15 protein-coding genes and 2 pseudogenes are annotated in these 15,361 nt (G+C 73.5%); 8 read left to right on the top strand and 9 right to left on the bottom strand.

The window, feature by feature from the left end; genetic code table 11:
- The first annotated feature begins 25 nt into the window (after nucleotides 1-25).
- Nucleotides 26-835: an HAD-IIB family hydrolase gene (locus tag ACQPW6_RS25190; RefSeq protein WP_433891944.1), complete on the top strand. Its 810-nt coding sequence runs from the start codon at nucleotides 26-28 to the stop codon at nucleotides 833-835.
- A gap of 28 nt (nucleotides 836-863) precedes the next feature.
- On the opposite strand, the gene ACQPW6_RS25185 is transcribed toward ACQPW6_RS25190, so the two are convergent.
- The gene (locus ACQPW6_RS25185; RefSeq protein WP_433891943.1) at nucleotides 864-1,685 is read right to left on the bottom strand and encodes a carboxymuconolactone decarboxylase family protein; all 822 of its coding nucleotides are present in this window, start codon (nucleotides 1,683-1,685) and stop codon (nucleotides 864-866) included.
- 155 nt (nucleotides 1,686-1,840) lie between these two features.
- Between ACQPW6_RS25185 and ACQPW6_RS25180 the strand changes: the two genes are divergently transcribed.
- The 3 genes from ACQPW6_RS25180 to ACQPW6_RS25170 all read left to right on the top strand — a co-directional run bounded on the left by ACQPW6_RS25180 (nucleotide 1,841) and on the right by ACQPW6_RS25170 (nucleotide 3,767).
- Nucleotides 1,841-2,242 (top strand): hypothetical protein, encoded by a 402-nt coding sequence (locus ACQPW6_RS25180; RefSeq protein ID WP_433891942.1) that lies wholly within the window; start codon nucleotides 1,841-1,843, stop codon nucleotides 2,240-2,242.
- A gap of 130 nt (nucleotides 2,243-2,372) precedes the next feature.
- Nucleotides 2,373-2,894, top strand: coding sequence for a thiol-disulfide oxidoreductase DCC family protein (locus tag ACQPW6_RS25175; protein ID WP_433891941.1), 522 nt, complete (start codon nucleotides 2,373-2,375; stop codon nucleotides 2,892-2,894).
- Between the two features lie 99 nt (nucleotides 2,895-2,993).
- Complete coding sequence (locus ACQPW6_RS25170) at nucleotides 2,994-3,767, top strand: TetR family transcriptional regulator (RefSeq protein ID WP_433891940.1); 774 nt, start codon at nucleotides 2,994-2,996, stop codon at nucleotides 3,765-3,767.
- On the opposite strand, the gene ACQPW6_RS25165 is transcribed toward ACQPW6_RS25170, so the two are convergent.
- On the bottom strand, nucleotides 3,764-4,081 hold the full coding sequence (locus tag ACQPW6_RS25165) for an SCO4848 family membrane protein (protein ID WP_433891939.1): 318 nt from the start codon (nucleotides 4,079-4,081) through the stop codon (nucleotides 3,764-3,766). The genes ACQPW6_RS25170 and ACQPW6_RS25165 overlap by 4 nt on opposite strands.
- A gap of 56 nt (nucleotides 4,082-4,137) precedes the next feature.
- Nucleotides 4,138-4,995 (bottom strand): alpha/beta fold hydrolase, encoded by an 858-nt coding sequence (locus tag ACQPW6_RS25160; protein WP_433891938.1) that lies wholly within the window; start codon nucleotides 4,993-4,995, stop codon nucleotides 4,138-4,140.
- 148 nt (nucleotides 4,996-5,143) lie between these two features.
- Between ACQPW6_RS25160 and ACQPW6_RS25155 the strand changes: the two genes are divergently transcribed.
- Entirely contained in the window at nucleotides 5,144-6,538 is a 1,395-nt protein-coding gene (locus ACQPW6_RS25155) for a D-alanyl-D-alanine carboxypeptidase family protein (protein ID WP_433891937.1), read from the top strand.
- A gap of 223 nt (nucleotides 6,539-6,761) precedes the next feature.
- Here the strand turns inward: ACQPW6_RS25155 and ACQPW6_RS25150 are convergent.
- The 4 genes and pseudogenes from ACQPW6_RS25150 to ACQPW6_RS25135 form a co-directional block, all read right to left on the bottom strand.
- Nucleotides 6,762-7,418: pseudogene (locus ACQPW6_RS25150) on the bottom strand (YihY/virulence factor BrkB family protein); the annotation flags it as partial.
- Between the two features lie 129 nt (nucleotides 7,419-7,547).
- Nucleotides 7,548-7,976, bottom strand: coding sequence for a GtrA family protein (locus tag ACQPW6_RS25145; RefSeq protein ID WP_433891936.1), 429 nt, complete (start codon nucleotides 7,974-7,976; stop codon nucleotides 7,548-7,550).
- Nucleotides 7,973-8,962, bottom strand: a complete 990-nt coding sequence (locus tag ACQPW6_RS25140) for a decaprenyl-phosphate phosphoribosyltransferase (protein WP_433891935.1) — start codon at nucleotides 8,960-8,962, stop codon at nucleotides 7,973-7,975. The genes ACQPW6_RS25145 and ACQPW6_RS25140 overlap by 4 nt, the downstream gene beginning before the upstream one ends.
- A gap of 181 nt (nucleotides 8,963-9,143) precedes the next feature.
- Nucleotides 9,144-9,656: pseudogene (locus tag ACQPW6_RS25135) on the bottom strand (phosphatase PAP2 family protein); the annotation flags it as partial.
- A gap of 189 nt (nucleotides 9,657-9,845) precedes the next feature.
- Between ACQPW6_RS25135 and ACQPW6_RS25130 the strand changes: the two are divergent.
- Both ACQPW6_RS25130 and ACQPW6_RS25125 read left to right on the top strand, forming a co-directional pair.
- The gene (locus ACQPW6_RS25130; RefSeq protein WP_433891934.1) at nucleotides 9,846-11,213 is read left to right on the top strand and encodes an FAD-binding protein; all 1,368 of its coding nucleotides are present in this window, start codon (nucleotides 9,846-9,848) and stop codon (nucleotides 11,211-11,213) included.
- A gap of 89 nt (nucleotides 11,214-11,302) precedes the next feature.
- The gene (locus ACQPW6_RS25125) at nucleotides 11,303-12,058 is read left to right on the top strand and encodes a decaprenylphospho-beta-D-erythro-pentofuranosid-2-ulose 2-reductase (RefSeq protein ID WP_433891933.1); all 756 of its coding nucleotides are present in this window, start codon (nucleotides 11,303-11,305) and stop codon (nucleotides 12,056-12,058) included.
- 40 nt (nucleotides 12,059-12,098) lie between these two features.
- Here ACQPW6_RS25125 and ACQPW6_RS25120 read toward each other — a convergent pair whose 3' ends face one another.
- Both ACQPW6_RS25120 and trpS read right to left on the bottom strand, forming a co-directional pair.
- Complete coding sequence (locus ACQPW6_RS25120) at nucleotides 12,099-12,677, bottom strand: 2'-5' RNA ligase family protein (protein ID WP_433894650.1); 579 nt, start codon at nucleotides 12,675-12,677, stop codon at nucleotides 12,099-12,101.
- A 179-nt stretch (nucleotides 12,678-12,856) separates the two neighbouring features.
- Nucleotides 12,857-13,882: a tryptophan--tRNA ligase gene (gene trpS, locus ACQPW6_RS25115; RefSeq protein ID WP_433891932.1), complete on the bottom strand. Its 1,026-nt coding sequence runs from the start codon at nucleotides 13,880-13,882 to the stop codon at nucleotides 12,857-12,859.
- A gap of 272 nt (nucleotides 13,883-14,154) precedes the next feature.
- Between trpS and rocD the strand changes: the two genes are divergently transcribed.
- Entirely contained in the window at nucleotides 14,155-15,339 is a 1,185-nt protein-coding gene (gene rocD / locus ACQPW6_RS25110; protein WP_433894649.1) for an ornithine--oxo-acid transaminase, read from the top strand.
- Nucleotides 15,340-15,361: the final 22 nt, after the last annotated feature.

Genomic DNA, 15,361 nt, shown 5'->3' with positions numbered 1-15,361 from the left:
GGGGCCGGGTCGTTATCATCACGACGTGCCGAAAGAACTGATGCTGCCTGCCCGTGTCGTGGTCTTCGACCTGGACGACACCCTCGCCCTCTCCAAGGCCAAGATCTCGCCGCGCATCGCGCGCTGCCTGACCGCCCTGCTGGCCGAGGCGCAGGTGTGCATCATCTCCGGCGGCAGGTTGCAGCAGTTCCAGACCCAGGTGCTCGACGAGCTCCCGCTGGAGCCCGAGCAGGCCGCCCGGCTGCATCTGATGCCGACCTGCGGCACCCGCTATCTGCGCTGGGAGTCCGGCGACTGGCGTGAGGTCTACTACGAGACGCTGTCGGACGACGAGATCGCGCTGGTCACCAAGGTACTCACCGACGGCGCCACCGAGCTGGGCCTGTGGGAGTCGCGGACCTGGGGCGAGATCATCGAGAACCGCGGCAGCCAGGTGACCTTCTCCGCCCTCGGCCAGCAGGCCCCGCACCAGGTGAAGGCGGCCTGGGACCCGGACGGCGGCAGGCGGGCGGCGCTGCGCGAGTACGCCGCCGCCCGGCTGCCGGGCCTGGAGGTCCGCAGCGGCGGCTCCACCTCGATCGATGTGACGCGCGAGGGCATCGACAAGGGCTACGGCATGCGCAAGCTGATGAGCCACCTCGATGTCGGCCTGGACGACCTGCTGTTCTTCGGCGACCGGCTGGACGAGGGCGGCAACGACTACCCGGTCAGGGCGATGGGCGTACGCTGCGTCGCCGTCAGCAGCTGGCAGCAGACCGCGGACTACGTCGAGCGGCTGCTGAGCTCCGACCCGGCGGCGCAGGCGCCGCCGGTGCTCGAACCGCTGAAGGTCTGAGCGGGGGCCTGTCGTCCGGGCGCCCCGGTCAGGCGTTGTCGTCGGCGGCGTGGGACGCGTGGGTCTCGAACGCCTCGCGGGCGGCCGCCACGCCGTTCAGGGCCGCGGGGAAGCCGGCGTAGCCGGCCATCTGGGTCATCACCTCGATCACCTCGGTACGGGTGCCGCCCGCCCTGAGGAACGCGCCGATGTGCAGGCGCAGCTGCGGGGCCGCGGTGCCCTTCGCCGTGCACATGGCGACGACGGCGAGCTCGCGGGTGGCCAGGTCGAGGCCGTCGCGGGTGTAGACGTCGCCGAAGACCCACTCGATCAGATAGCGGCCGAGGTCGGGCGCGATGTCGTCGAGCGAGGCGGCGACCTGGACGCCGCCGGGGCCGTCCACCTCGCGGAGCGCGTCGAGGCCGCGCGCGTAGCGGTCGGCGGGTGACTCCTGCCGGACGGTCACGTCGTCGGCGGCGGCGTCCCCGTCGGCCGGCGGGCGGGCGGCGAAGACCTCGCGGGCGGCGGTCAGCGCGTTGAGCGCGGCCGGGAAGCCGGCGTAGACGCTGCTGAGGATGAAGACCTCCACGATCTCCCGGCGGGTGGCGCCGACGTTCAGCGCGCCGTCGATGTGGAACCTCAGCTGCGGCGCGGCGTTGCCGAGCGCGGCGAGCGCCGCGACGGTGGCGAGCTGCCGCTGCCTGGGGGTGAGCCCCGGCCGGGTCCAGACGTCGCCGTAGCCGAACTCGATGGTGTAGCGGGCCAGGTCGGGCGCGATGTCGGCGAGCGAGTCGAGGACGGCGGGGCGCTCGGTCCCGGTCACCTGGCGGAGGGCGGCAAGGCCCCGGTCGTAGCGGTCGGAGTTCGTCATACCGCAGACGCTATGGGTTAGAGCTTGCTCGAACGCAAACGGGGGCGGGGGTGAGGTGGGTCTCACTGCCGCGACGAGCTTGAACATGTTCAAAACGAGGGCTAGATTCAGGTCCAGAAGGTTTTGAACGTGTTCAACAAGGGGTGGTGAGCGTCATGGACCTGACGGTCCTCGCGTATGTCGTCTATCTGGTGATCAGCATCGGGCTGACCGTCTGGGTGGCGAAGACCCTCAGCAGCAACGGCCGGGTCTTCCTGGCCGACGTGCTGCACGGCGACGAGGCACTGGCCGACGCGGTCAACCGGCTGCTGGTCGTCGGCTTCTATCTGGTGAACCTCGGCTTCGTCGCGCTCTACCTGCGCGGCGCCGACACGATCGGGAACGCGCGGGAGATGTTCAACGCGCTGTCGGTCAAGCTCGGGGTCGTGCTGCTGGTGCTCGGGGGGATGCACCTGGCGAACGTGTACGTGCTCAACAAGATCCGGCGGCGGGGGCTCATGGAGCTTGAGCAGTACCCGCCGGTGGACGCGGACGGCTTCACGCCGACGGGGGCGTGACCCGGTGGCCACGGCTTCCTTCCGCCCGGCCGGCCCCGGTCGTCCGGCTCGTCCGGGCCGTCCGGCTCGCCCGGGCCGTCCGGCTCGCCCGGGCCGTCCGGCTCGCTCCGCTCGTCCCGCTCGCTCCGCCGTGGCCGGACGGCGGCGGGCGCGGCGGCCCGCGCAGGGGGCGCCGCTGGAGCGGCTGACCGTGCTGTACGACCCGGACTGCCGGCTCTGCGCCTTCATCTCCAACTGGCTGCCGCGGCAGCGGCAGCTGGTGCCGCTCGACCTGGTGCCGGTCGGCTCCGACCGGGCCCGGCGGCTCTTCCCGGAGCTGGATCACGCGGCCACCGCGCGGGAGGTCACCGTGGTCGGTGACGGCGGCCAGGTCTACCGGGGCGACTCGGCGTGGCTGGTCTGCCTGTGGGCGCTCGCCGAATTCCGGCCGCTGGCCCATACGTTCGCGCTGCCGCGCAACCGGAGGATGGCCCGCGCGGCGGTCGTGACAGCGGCGAAGTTCCGCGAGGCGGACGCCTGCCGCCGCTCCCCGGCTCCGCCCCGTCCCGCCGCCACCCCGGCCCCGGCGGTGCCGTGGGTGTACGCCAAGGAGGACGGGTGGACGTACTTGGACGACGGCGGCTGGACCCGCAACGACGGCGCTTCCCGCTGATTCTCCAGCCCCCGGGCTCAGGGTTGCGCCCCGGCTGGGGGCGCCGCCCGCCGGGGGTGGACGGGCCCCGGGGGGTCGGGGCGCATTAGGGTCGGGGGCGTGGAGGACGTGGAGAAGACGGGCAACCCCGAGGCGGGAGCCGACCGCGCGGAGGAGTTGCCGGGGGGGCGCGCGCGGCCCAAGACCGGGAAGAGCGAGCAGACCCGCGCGCTGATCCTCGAAACGGCCATGCGCCTCTTCCGGGAGCGCGGCTACGACAAGACGACCATGCGCGCCATCGCCACGGAAGCCGGCGTCTCGGTCGGCAACGCCTACTACTACTTCGAGTCGAAGGAATTCCTGATCCAGGGGTTCTACGACCAGATGACCCACGACCACGCCGCTGCCGCGGCCCTGCGCCTGCGAGGCGTGACCGACTTCTCCGCCCGCCTGGAGATCTCCCTCGTCTCCTGGCTGGACTGCGCCGCCGACTACCACGGCTTCGCCGCCCAGTTCTTCCGCACCGCCGCCGACCCGGACAGCTCGCTGAGCCCGTTCTCCAACGAGTCGCACCCGGCGCGCGCGACCGCCGTCGAGCTCTTCGCCGACGTGCTGAACGGCTCCGACCTGGCCGCCAAGCTCGACGCCGAGCTCGCCGAACTGCTGCCCGAACTGCTCTGGCTGCACCTGATGGTCGTCGTCCTCTACTGGGTCTTCGACCGCACCCCGGACACCGAGCGCACCCGCGAGTTCGTCCGCCGGTCCACCCCGCTGGTGGCCCGGCTGATCGCGCTGTCCCGCTACCGGGTCTTCCGCCCGATGGTCCGGGACGCGAAGTCGCTGATCCAGGACTTCATCCTGCCGACCATAGGCCGCACCACCCGCAGGCCTTAAGAGCGGCCGGCGGTCCCGGCCGGCTCGGGGTTCTGCGTGGCGGGGTCGGCGCCGTCCGGTGCCACCGTCTCCTCGCGGCGGTGGGCGCGCAGCGCGCGGATGCCGAGGGCGCCGATCGCCGTGCCCAGGATCGTGGAGACGATCGCCAGCGTGAGGTGGATCCAGAAGTACGCGGTCGGCGAGGAGTGGTCGCCGTGGTGGAAGGCCAGCCCGCTGGTGTCCTTCCAGAGGTTCTTGACGAAGGTCACCCAGACGATCCACGACCACACGCCGAACGCGACAAGGAACCAGGACACCCGACGGCTGAGCTTCATACGCCCCAGTATGTGCGCCCGGGCCCGCCTGCCCCGCGCCGGGGGGCCGCTCCCGGCTACCCCTTGGCGCGCGCGGCCAGCCAGTCGAGCGCGGACTCCGCGTGCCGCAGCACCGAGAGGTGCCCGTCGTCCTGCGTCAGCCGCAGCTCCGCGTCCGGGCAGCGGCCGGCCAGCCACCGGCCGTGGCCGCTGGGCACGATCCGGTCGAGGGCGCCGTGCAGCAGCAGGACAGGTGCGGTGATCTGCGCCGGGTCGCAGCGCCAGGGCGCCACATAGGCGAGGTCGTCGGCGATCAGGCCGCCGGGGCCCGCCTCGACGGCAGGCCCGACCACCGTGCCGAGCCAGGACCACACGCCCTTGAGCGCGGCCAGGTCCGCCGGGGTGAACTCCGGGTCGTAGTCGGCGCCCTCCGCCGCCTGCTGCGCCTCCTTCACCGCGCGCCCGCCCGCGGCGGCGGTCAGCGAGGCCACCCCCGACGGCGCCATGCCGGCGAACCAGTCGAGCCCGTCGGCGCCGAACGGGGCGAGACCGGCCGCGCTGATCACCGCGACCACCCGCTCGGGCAGCAGCGCGCCGCAGCCGAGCGCGTGCGAGCCGCCGCCGGAGTGGCCCATGACGGCGAACCGCTCGATGCCGAGCGCGTCGGCCACCGCCGCGGTGTCATCGGCGGCCGAGCCGATGTCCCGGCCGGGCAGCTCGGTCGAACCGCCGTAGCCGGGGCGGTCGTACGACACCCAGCGGATGCCGAGCCGTTCGGCCGCCGCGAACAGCGGTTCAGGCGGCGAGCCGAGGTTCGGCGTGCCGTGGTGCCAGAACAGCGCCAACGAGCCGCCGCTGCCGGAGCCCCCGGTGTCGTAGACGTGCAGCGTGCGGCCGTCGCCGAGGACCAGATCCGCTTCGGTGATATTCGTCATACGGCCTGAGCGTAGCGACGGGGTCTGACACGCGTGCCGCGCCCGGCGCGGCCGTTCGCCGACGTCACCGTGCCTCCCCGGGTCCGGAAGGACTCCCTCCGGGACCCGGGGAAGCACAGTGGCCCCGGCAGCCTGTACGTTCTTGCGGGTGTCCACGCCTATAGCCGCAGCCCGCCGCCGAGGCCGCTCGCCGCTCCGTACCGCCCTGGCCGTGTCCGCGACCGCCGCGCTGCTGGGCGGCACGGTCCTGACCGGGGCCGGGATCGCGAGCGCCGCGCCCAAGACTCCGGCGCCCAGACCGCCGGCCCACCTGTCGACCGTCGGGGGTGACCGGCTCGGCGTCCCGGGCACGCAGGTGGACACCACCGCGGGGGTGCCGGCGCTGCCGGCGAAGCTCACCGCGCGGTCCTGGATCGTCGCGGACGCCGAGACCGGCGCGGTGCTCGCCGAGCACAACGCGCACTGGAAGCTGCCGCCGGCCAGCACGCTGAAGATGCTGTTCGCCGACGTGGTGCTGCCCAAGTTCCCGCGCACGACCAAGCACACCGTGCAGCCGTCCGACCTCAAGGGCATGGGCGAGGGCAGCAGCCTGGTCGGGGTGGTGGAGAAGCAGCCGTACACCGTGCAGGACCTGTGGCGCGGGGTGTTCCTGCGCTCGGGCAACGACGCGGTGCACGTCCTGGCGGCGATGAACGGCGGCGTGCCGGCGACCGTTGCCGAGATGAACGCGCAGGCCAAGGAGCTGCAGGCGAACGACACGCATGTGGTGACGCCGGACGGCTACGACGAGCCCGGGCAGGCGAGCAGTGCGTACGACCTGACGCTGTTCGCCCGCGCGGGCCTGCAGAACGCCGACTTCCGCGCGTACTGCTCGACGGTCACCGCGCAGTTCCCCGGCAACTGGGTGGCCAAGAAGGACCCCAAGACCGGCAAGGTGGCCTGGAAGCGCTCCTCGTTCCAGATCCAGAACACCGACCGCCTGCTCAGCGGGGACTACGACCTGTCCCGCTACCCGGGCATCGCGGGCGTGAAGAACGGCGACACGACGAACGCCGGCGCCACCTACACCGGGGTCGCCGAGCGGAACGGCCGCAAGCTGCTGGTCACCGTGATGAACCCGGCGCCCAAGCACAACCTCGTCTACCGCGAGGCGGCCTCGCTGCTGGACTGGGGCTTCAAGGCGGCGCCCACCGCGAAGCCGGTCGGCACGCTGGTGCCGCCGCTGAGCGAGGTCAAGCCGACGCCGACCAAGGCGCAGGCGCCGCAGGACGGCAAGCGGGGCGACCCGTCGGCGGACACCGCCTCGTCGTCGTCCTCGTCGGACGGCGGGGTGCTGACGGCGGTCGGGATCGCGGTGGGCACGGCGCTGGTGCTGGCCGTGCTGATCATCGTCGTGCGGCGCCGCCGTCCGCTTCCGAACTCGGTCGGCGCCGGTCCTGGTCCTGGTCCAGCGGGGTCTTCGGACGGGCCGGACGGACGGTCTCGTTCCCAGCGCCGCGGAAGACGCCGCTCCGGTTCCGGGTCGCGGCGGGCGGGCCGCTAGGCGCGCGGGTGGCGCCGCCGCGCGGGGTGTCGCCGGGCGCCGGCTTGTGCAGCGGGTCGGCGGCGTCCGGCTCCCCGGCGCGGTCCGGGTCGGCCGTGTCGGCCCTGTCGGCCGTCCCGCCGTCCTCCTCAGCCGCCGCGTCCGCGTCCTCCGCGTGGACCGGCGTCGCCGTCCAGGCCGCGCAGTAGAGCAGCAGCTTCGCCATGAAGTTGAACCACACCAGCAGCGCCACCGGTGTGCCGAAGGCCCCGTACATGCTCTTGCCGGCGACCTTCTGCAGGTACCCGCTGAGCAGCAGCTTCAGCAGCTCGAAGCCGATCGCGCCGATCAGCGCGGCCAGCACCACCGAGCGGCGCGGCGGGTCGACGCCCGGCATCACCGTCAGCAGGTAGGTCAGGATCAGGAAGTCCGCGCCGACCGCGAGGACCAGGCCGATCACGGTGAACAGCAGCTTGCCGGGCCCGTGGTCGTCGAGGCCGGTGCGCTGGACGGCCCAGGTGGCGGCGGCCGTGGCGATGCCGGAGGCGCCGAGCGAGACCAGTACGGCAACTCCCAGGCCGACCAGGATGCCGGCGTCGAACGCCTTGGCCTTGACCGGGTTGTGCGGCTCGTCGTCCTTGCGCCACACCGCGCGCAGGCAGTCGCGCAGCGACGCGACCCAGCCCATGCCGGTGAACAGCAGGGTGACACCGGCGATGACGCCGATGGTGCCGGCGTTGTCGACCAGGCCCGCGATGTTGAGCTGGTCGGCGATGCCCGGGATCTGCGCGGAGATCTTGTTCTGCAGGGTGTCGAGCTGGTGCTTGGACAGCAGCGCGGCGCCGATCGCGGCCACCACGGCGAGCAGCGGGAAGAGCGACAGGAAGCTGGTGAAGGTCATCGCGGCGGCCAGCCGCGTCCAGTGCACCTCCTGGAGGTGGGCGAACGCGCGCCAGGCGTGCGTCCGCATGAACCGCGCGACGCGCGGACCGATCCAGGGCAGCCCGGTCAACCAGTCCATAACGGCCGGTTACCCCCTCCTGGCCTGGGCACGCGCGCCGAACACGAACGTGCGGGTGCCCCAGAAGCGCAGCGCGGTGGCCAGTGCCATGCCGACCCCGGCCCCGGAGACGACGTCGGCGCGGGCGCCGGTGAGGCCGAGCACGTAGTGCGAGAAGCCGAGGCAGGCCAGCTGGACCAGGGCGCCGGCCAGGTTCACCGCGAAGAACACCCCGTACTGCCGGGCCCGGCCGACCGGCGGGGTGCGGCCCCGGTAGGTGCCGAGCGCGTTGCCGAGGTAGGCGACCGTGCAGCCGGCCAGGAAGGACAGCGACTTGGCGGTCAGCGGGCCGAAGCCGGCCGGCCCGCGCAGCCAGACGAACAGGCCGAGGTCGGTGGCGTAGGCGGCGCCGCCGGCCAGCGCGAAGCCGAGGATCTCCGGGGTGAGGGGACGGGTCACGTGTTGACCACCGCGAGCACGTACAGCGCGGCCCAGGCCAGGCCGATGACGGCCAGCGGCCGGTCGCGCAGCACCACGTCCTCGGGGGCGCCGGCGGTGGCGGCGTCGGCGAAGACGGCGTAGCGCAGCACGGCGAGGATGAACGGGATCATCGACAGCTGCCGCCAGGGCAGCAGGCCCGGCGGGTGGGCGCCGCTCTCCAGCGCCCACAGGCAGTAGGCCAGGACGGCGCCGCAGGCCGCGAGCTGCCACACGAAGCGCAGGTAGCCGGCGGTGTAGGCGCCGAGCAGCGAGCGGGTCGCGGTGACCTGGCCGCCGTCCTGCTCGGCGCGCAGCGACATCAGCACCAGCTCGGAGTAGCGCTTGGCGCCGACCATGAACAGCGCGCCGAAGGCGGAGGTGATCAGGAACCAGCGGGACAGCCCGATGCCGAGCGCGATCCCGCCGGCCATGGCGCGCATGAGGAACCCTGCGGCGATCACCACCAGGTCGACGACCAGTATGTGCTTGAGCCAGACGCAGTAGGCGAGCTGCATCACCACGTACCCGGCCAGCAGGACGGCGGTGGCCGGGTTGCACAGCACCCCCGCGGCGGCCGGCGCCAGGACGGCGAGGGCGCCGCCGACCCCGTACGCGACCGGCACCGGCACCTGCCCGCAGGCCACCGGGCGGTTGCGCTTGACGGGGTGCGCGCGGTCGGCGTCGGCGTCGCGGGCGTCGTTGATCAGGTAGACCGCCGAGGCGCAGGCGGTGAAGAGCGCGAGGACGACGCCCAGTTGGACGAGGTCGGCGACCGACAGCAGCCGGGCGGCGGCGAACGGCGCGGCGAGCACCAGGCCGTTCTTCACCCACTGCCGGGGCCTGGCGGTGCGCAGCAGGCCGCCGGGCAGCGTCCTGACCGAGCCGCCGGCCAGGCCCGCGCCGACCGCGACGGAGGCGCCGCCACCGCCGCCGCCCTCCTCGACGAACGCGGCGGGGTCACCCATGACGGGCTCCGGTGCCGGCCGCCGTGCGCAGCGGCGGCACCACCCAGCCGAGCGGCCGGTCGCCGCCCCCTGGAGCGGGCAGCGGTGTGACGGGCGCGGGCTCGGGGGCGGGCATGGCGGCGACCAGGGCGGTCAGCCCGGTCAGGGCGGCGGCCAGCACCGGGAGCAGTGGCCCGCCCGGGCGGCGGCCGGCCTGCGCGGTGACGGCACCGAGCAGCGCGCCGCAGGCCACGTCGCTCGGGTAGTGCACGCCGACGACCAGCCGGGACAGGCACATCGCGGCGGCCACCGGCGGCGCCACCCAGCCCAGCGGGCGCGGCAGCAGCGGCGCGAAGGCGACCACGGCGGCGGTCGCGGAGGCCGCGTGCGAGCTGGGGAAGCTGTGCCGCCCGGCGGTACGCACCAGCGGCGGCGCGCCGGGCAGCACGGGCCGCGGCCGGCGCACCACCCGTTTGGCGGCCATGCTCACCAGGTGCGCGGTGCCGGCCAGCGCGGTGGCCCGCAGCCATTCGGGGCGCCGCCCGGGGTCGGCGGCGGCGCCCGCGAGCCCGGCGGCCAGCCAGAGCGCGCCGTGCTCGCCCGCCAGGGACAGCGCCTTCGCGGCGCCCGCCACGCAGGCGTCGTTCCCGCGGCGGCGCAGCGCCGCGAGCAGTTCGTGGTCCGCGCGCTGGGCGGCGGAGTGGGGCTGGCGCACCGGCGGTTCTCCCTCACACGTGGACGGCCGCTCCGCCCCGGTCGGGCGGATCGGGACCGGATGTCACGTCGGACGGACCACGAGTGCTTACCGTGCGGGCGGCCTCCTCACTCCCCACCACTCACCCTTTACGGTGAGAAAGCCGTCATAAGCCGCATTTGACATCTATGTGGCGATACGGTCACCCGTATGTCCGTACCCTCCGCCGCCACGGCCACCTCCGTCTCCGGCTGGGGCAGAACCGCCCCCAGTACCGCGCGCCTGCTGCGCCCGGGCTCGTACGCCGAGGTCATCCGCGCCGTACGGGAGGGCGACGGCCGCGGCACCATCGCCCGGGGCCTGGGCCGGGCCTACGGCGACGCGGCGCAGAATGCCGGCGGCACCGTCCTGGACATGACGGCGCTCGACCGGATCCACGAGATCGACGCGGTGAACGGCGTGGTGACCTGTGACGCGGGCGTGTCATTGCACCGGCTGATGGAGGTGCTGCTGCCGCTCGGCTGGTTCGTGCCGGTCAGTCCCGGCACCCGCTACGTCACGGTCGGCGGCGCGATCGGCGCGGACATCCACGGCAAGAACCACCACGTGTCGGGGTCGTTCAGCCGGCACGTGCGGGCGGTCGAGCTGCTCACCGGCGACGGCGAGAGCCGGGTCGTCACCCCGCAGGACGACCCCGCGCTGTTCTGGGCGACGGCCGGCGGGATGGGCCTGACCGGGGTGGTGCTGGCCGCCACCATCCAGCTGCTGCCGGTGCAGACCTCGCTGATGACCGTCGACACCGAGCGCGCCACCGACCTGGACGACCTGATGTCCCGGCTCACCGCGACCGACCACCGCTACCGCTACTCGGTGGCCTGGATCGACCTGCTCGCCCGCGGCGCCAGGACCGGCCGCGCGGTGCTCACCCGCGGCGAGCACGCCCCGCTGGACGCGCTGCCGGCCCGGGCCAGGCGGGCCCCGCTGGCGTTCCGCCCCGGCCGGCTGCCGGCCGCGCCGCGGCACCTGCCCGACGGGCTGCTCGGCCGCCGCAGCGTCAGCGCGTTCAACGAGCTGTGGTACCGCAGGGCCCCGCGCGAGCGGCACGGCGAGCTGCAGAAGCTGTCCGCGTTCTTCCATCCGCTGGACGGGGTGCCGGACTGGAACCGGATCTACGGCCGCAGCGGCTTCGTCCAGTACCAGTTCGTCGTCGGCTACGGCCAGGAGGAGGCGCTGCGCCGGATCGTGCGGCGGATCGCCGCCCGCCGCTGCCCGTCCTTCCTCGCGGTGCTCAAGCGGTTCGGCGAGGCCGACCGCGGCTGGCTGTCCTTCCCGCTGCCCGGCTGGACGCTGGCGCTGGACATCCCGGCCTCGATGCCCGGGCTCGGCAGCTTCCTGGACGAGCTGGACGAGGAGGTGGCGCTGGCCGGCGGCCGGGTCTACCTCGCCAAGGACTCCCGGCTGCGGCCCGAGCTGATGGCCGGGATGTACCCGCGTCTGAACGACTTCCGCGAGCTGCGCGCCCGGCACGATCCGCGCGGCGCGATCAACTCCGACCTGGCCAGGAGGCTCGCGCTGTGACGCCCCCGCGGCCCGCCGCTCCCCCGGGCCGCACCGGCCCGCCCGCCCGGACGGCCCGCTGACCTGCCGCTTCGACCTCTGGAGAACCCGTGAAGGACGCTTTCGGCGCACCCCAGTCCCTGCTGATCCTCGGCGGCACCTCGGAGATCGGGCTCGCCACGGCGCGCCGGCTGATCGCCCGCCGCACCCGGACCGTCTACCTGGCCGGGCGGCCCTCGGAGGCACTGGACGCGGCGGCCGAGCAGCTGCGGGCGCTCGGCGCCGAGGCGCACGCGGTGCCGTTCGACGCGCTGGACCCGGCCTCGCACGAGGAGGTGCTCGGGAAGCTGTTCACCGAGGGCGACATCGACATGGTGCTGCTGGCCTTCGGCGTGCTCGGCGACCAGGCGCGGGACGAGCGGGAGCCGCTCGCCGCGGTGCATGTGGCGCAGGTCAACTACACCGGCGCGGTGTCGGCCTCGCTGGTCTGCGCGACCGCGCTCCAGCAGCAGGGGCACGGGGCGCTGGTGGTGCTGTCCTCGGTGGCCGGCGAGCGGGCCAGGCGGGCCAACTTCATCTACGGCAGCAGCAAGGCGGGCCTGGACGCGTTCACCCAGGGGCTCGCGGACGCCCTGCACGGCACCGGCGTCCATGTGATGATCGTCCGCCCCGGCTTCGTCCGGACCCGGATGACCGCGGGCCTGGACGAGGCGCCGCTCGCCACCACGCCGGGCGCGGTGGCCGCGGCGATCGAGCTGGGGCTGCGGCGGCGCTCGGCGACCATCTGGGTGCCGGGGACGCTGCGGCTGGTGATGGCGGCGCTGCGGCACCTGCCCCGGCCGCTGTTCCGCCGGCTGCCGGTCTAGAACGGGCCCCGGTCCGAGGGGGCCGTTTTCAAGGGACCTGTCAGAGCCGGGTCGGGGTCCTGGATGACGACTGCTGGTGCGGGACCGGGCTCGGCCGGTCCTCCGCGCCGAACGGGTACTCGCGCATCTTGCGCCACACCCCGTCGCCGCCCTGCTCGTACAGCGCGAAGCCCAGCGCCGTCCAGCCCGCGGCGAACTCGGTGAGCTCGCTCTGCGCCCGGTCCATCGCCTCCTCGGCGATGCCGTGCGCGACCGTCACATGCGGGTGGTAGGGGAACTGCAGCTCGCGCGCCACCGGCCCCGACCGCACCCGCTCCTGGAGCAGCGCGCAGCCGGTGTCGCCCTCCACCAGCCGGACGTAGACCACCGGCGACAGCGGGCGGAAGCTGTCGGTGCCGTGCAGCCGCATCACGAACGGGCGGCTCTCGGCGGCGACCCTGGCCAGGTGCCCGCGGAACGCGGACAGGTCCGCGCAGTCGACCTCGGTGGGCGGCAGCAGCGTCACATGGGTGGGGATCGCGTACGCCGCCGGGTCGCCGAACCCGGCCCGGCGCTCCTGGAGCAGCCTGCCGTACGGCTCCGGGACAGCGATGGACACGCCGATCGTGGTAGTCCCCAGTGCGTTCACCGTTCACCCCTTTCCCCCGCTACCCACGCTACCCAAACTGCGTAAACCGTCCCAGCCTTCCCGGTCGCCCCGCGCCCGCTCCCAGTGTCGCGCGCCCGGAGGCATGCCGGAACCGCCGCAGGCCCGGAACCCCCGTCCGTGCCCGCGCGGTCATCTCGCCGTCATCGTCCTCAGTGTTTCGCGGGCAGCAGCCCGATCCGGTCGTACGCGGCGGCCAGGGTCTCCGCGGCCACCGAACGTGCCTTCTCCGCACCCTTCGCCAGTACCGAGTCCAATGTCTCCGGATCCCCCAGGTACTCCTGCGTGCGCTCGCGGAACGGTGTGACCCATTCCACGAAGATCTGCGCGAGATCCGTCTTCAGCGCACCGTAGCCCTTGCCCGCGTATCGCTCCTCAAGTTCCGGGATTCCGGTACCGGTGAGGGCGGAGTGAATGGTGAGCAGATTGCTGACGCCCGGCTTGCCCGTTTCGTCGTATCGTACGACCGAGTCCGTGTCGGTCACCGCGCTGCGGAACTTCTTCGCCGACGCCGCCGGGTCGTCCAGCAGGTTGACCAGGCCCTTCGGTGAGGCCGCCGACTTGCTCATCTTCGCCGTCGGGTCCTGGAGGTCGTAGATCTTGGCGACCTCCCGCACGATGTGCGGCGCGGGCACGGTGAAGGTGTCGCCGTACCGGCCGTTGAAGCGCTCCGCCAGGTCCCGGGTCAGCTCGACGTGCTGCCGCTGGTCCTCGCCGACCGGCACCGCGTCCGCCTGGTACAGCAGGATGTCGGCCACCTGGAGGATCGGGTACGTGAACAGGCCCACGGTGGCCCGGTCGGCGCCCTGCTTGGACGACTTGTCCTTGAACTGGGTCATCCGGGACGCCTCACCGAAGCCGGTCAGGCAGTTCATCACCCAGCCGAGCTGCGCGTGCTCGGGCACATGGCTCTGCACGAACAGCGTGCAGCGGTCCGGGTCGAGCCCGGCCGCGAGCAGCTGGGCGGCGGCGAGCCGGGTGTTGGCCCGCAGCTCGACCGGATCCTGCGGCACGGTGATCGCGTGCAGGTCCACCACCATGTAGAACGCGTCATGCGTCTCCTGGAGGGCCACGTACTGGCGGATGGCGCCGAGGTAGTTCCCGAGGTGGAAGGAACCCGCGGTGGGCTGGATGCCGGACAGCGCGCGAGGACGCCCGGCCGGGCGGTCAGAGGACATGCCCCCATTCTCTCAGGTCCGCCCCGCACTCCCCCACCCTTCCCCGGGCCTTCCTCGGGCCTTTCTCGGGCGAGGTTTCGCCCGGGCGCGGGCGAGCGACGATAGAAAGGGGCACCACCCCTCGCCCCGGGCTCGACCTCCCGACGCACGACGAACGGAGTACCCACGTGACCACCACCTCCGGCCACCCCGGCACCGGCACCGACACCGGCACCAGCGCTGACAACGGCCCCGGCCCGGACGCGGCCCCCGGCCCCGAGGCCGTCCGGCAGATCGCCGCCGCCGAGGCGCACAGCGCGCACAACTACCACCCGCTCCCGGTCGTCGTCGGCACCGCCGAGGGCGCCTGGATGACCGACGTGGACGGCCGCCGCTACCTGGACATGCTCGCCGGGTACTCGGCGCTGAACTTCGGCCACGGCAACCGGCGGCTGCTCGACGCGGCCAGAGCCCAGCTCGACCGCGTCACGCTGACCTCGCGGGCCTTCCACCACGACCGGTTCGCCGCGTTCTGCACCGAGCTGGCCGAGCTGTGCGGCATGGAGATGGTGCTGCCGATGAACACCGGCGCCGAGGCGGTGGAGACCGCGGTCAAGACCGCCCGCAAGTGGGGCTACCGGGTCAAGGGCGTGCCGGACGGCCGGGCGAAGATCGTCGTCGCCGACGGCAACTTCCACGGCCGCACCACCACGATCATCAGCTTCTCCACCGACCCCGAGGCCCGCGCCGACTTCGGCCCGTACACCCCCGGCTTCACGGTCGTGCCGTACGGCGACCTGGCCGCGATGGAGGCGGCCGTCGACGAGGACACGGTGGCGGTGCTGATCGAGCCGATCCAGGGCGAGGCGGGCGTGCTGGTGCCGCCGCCCGGCTACCTGGCCGGGGTGCGGCGGCTGACCGCCGAGCGCGGGGTGCTGTTCATCGCCGACGAGATCCAGTCGGGCCTGGGCAGGACCGGCGCCACGTTCGCCTGCGAGCACGAGGGCGTGGTGCCGGACATGTACGTACTCGGCAAGGCGCTGGGCGGCGGGGTCGTACCGGTGTCGGCGGTGGTCTCGTCGGCCGAGGTGCTCGGCGTCTTCCGTCCCGGCGAGCACGGTTCGACGTTCGGCGGCAACCCGCTGGCCTGCGCGGTCGGCCTTGAGGTGATCGCGATGCTGCGCACCGGGGAGTTCCAGCAGCGGGCCGCCGAGCTGGGCGACCACCTGCACCACGAGCTGAACCTGCTGACCGGCGGCGGCGCCGTCACCGGGGTACGCGGCCGCGGCCTGTGGGCAGGCGTGGACATCGACCCGGCGCTCGGCACCGGCCGGGAGATCTCGGAGCGGCTGATGGCCAGGGGCGTCCTGGTCAAGGACACCCACGGCAGCACCATCAGGATCGCGCCGCCGCTGGTCGTCAGCAAGGACGACCTGGACTGGGGGCTCGCCCAACTCCGGGCGGTGCTGCGCGGATAGCCGTGGGTGCCGTCCCCGTCAC

Origin of the sequence: Streptomyces sp. CA-111067 (assembly GCF_050956065.1) — a bacterium.
Taxonomy (GTDB): Bacteria; Actinomycetota; Actinomycetes; order Streptomycetales; family Streptomycetaceae; genus Actinacidiphila.
Note: the sequence above shows the minus strand (reverse complement) of the source record. Positions and strands in the feature narration are given on the sequence as shown.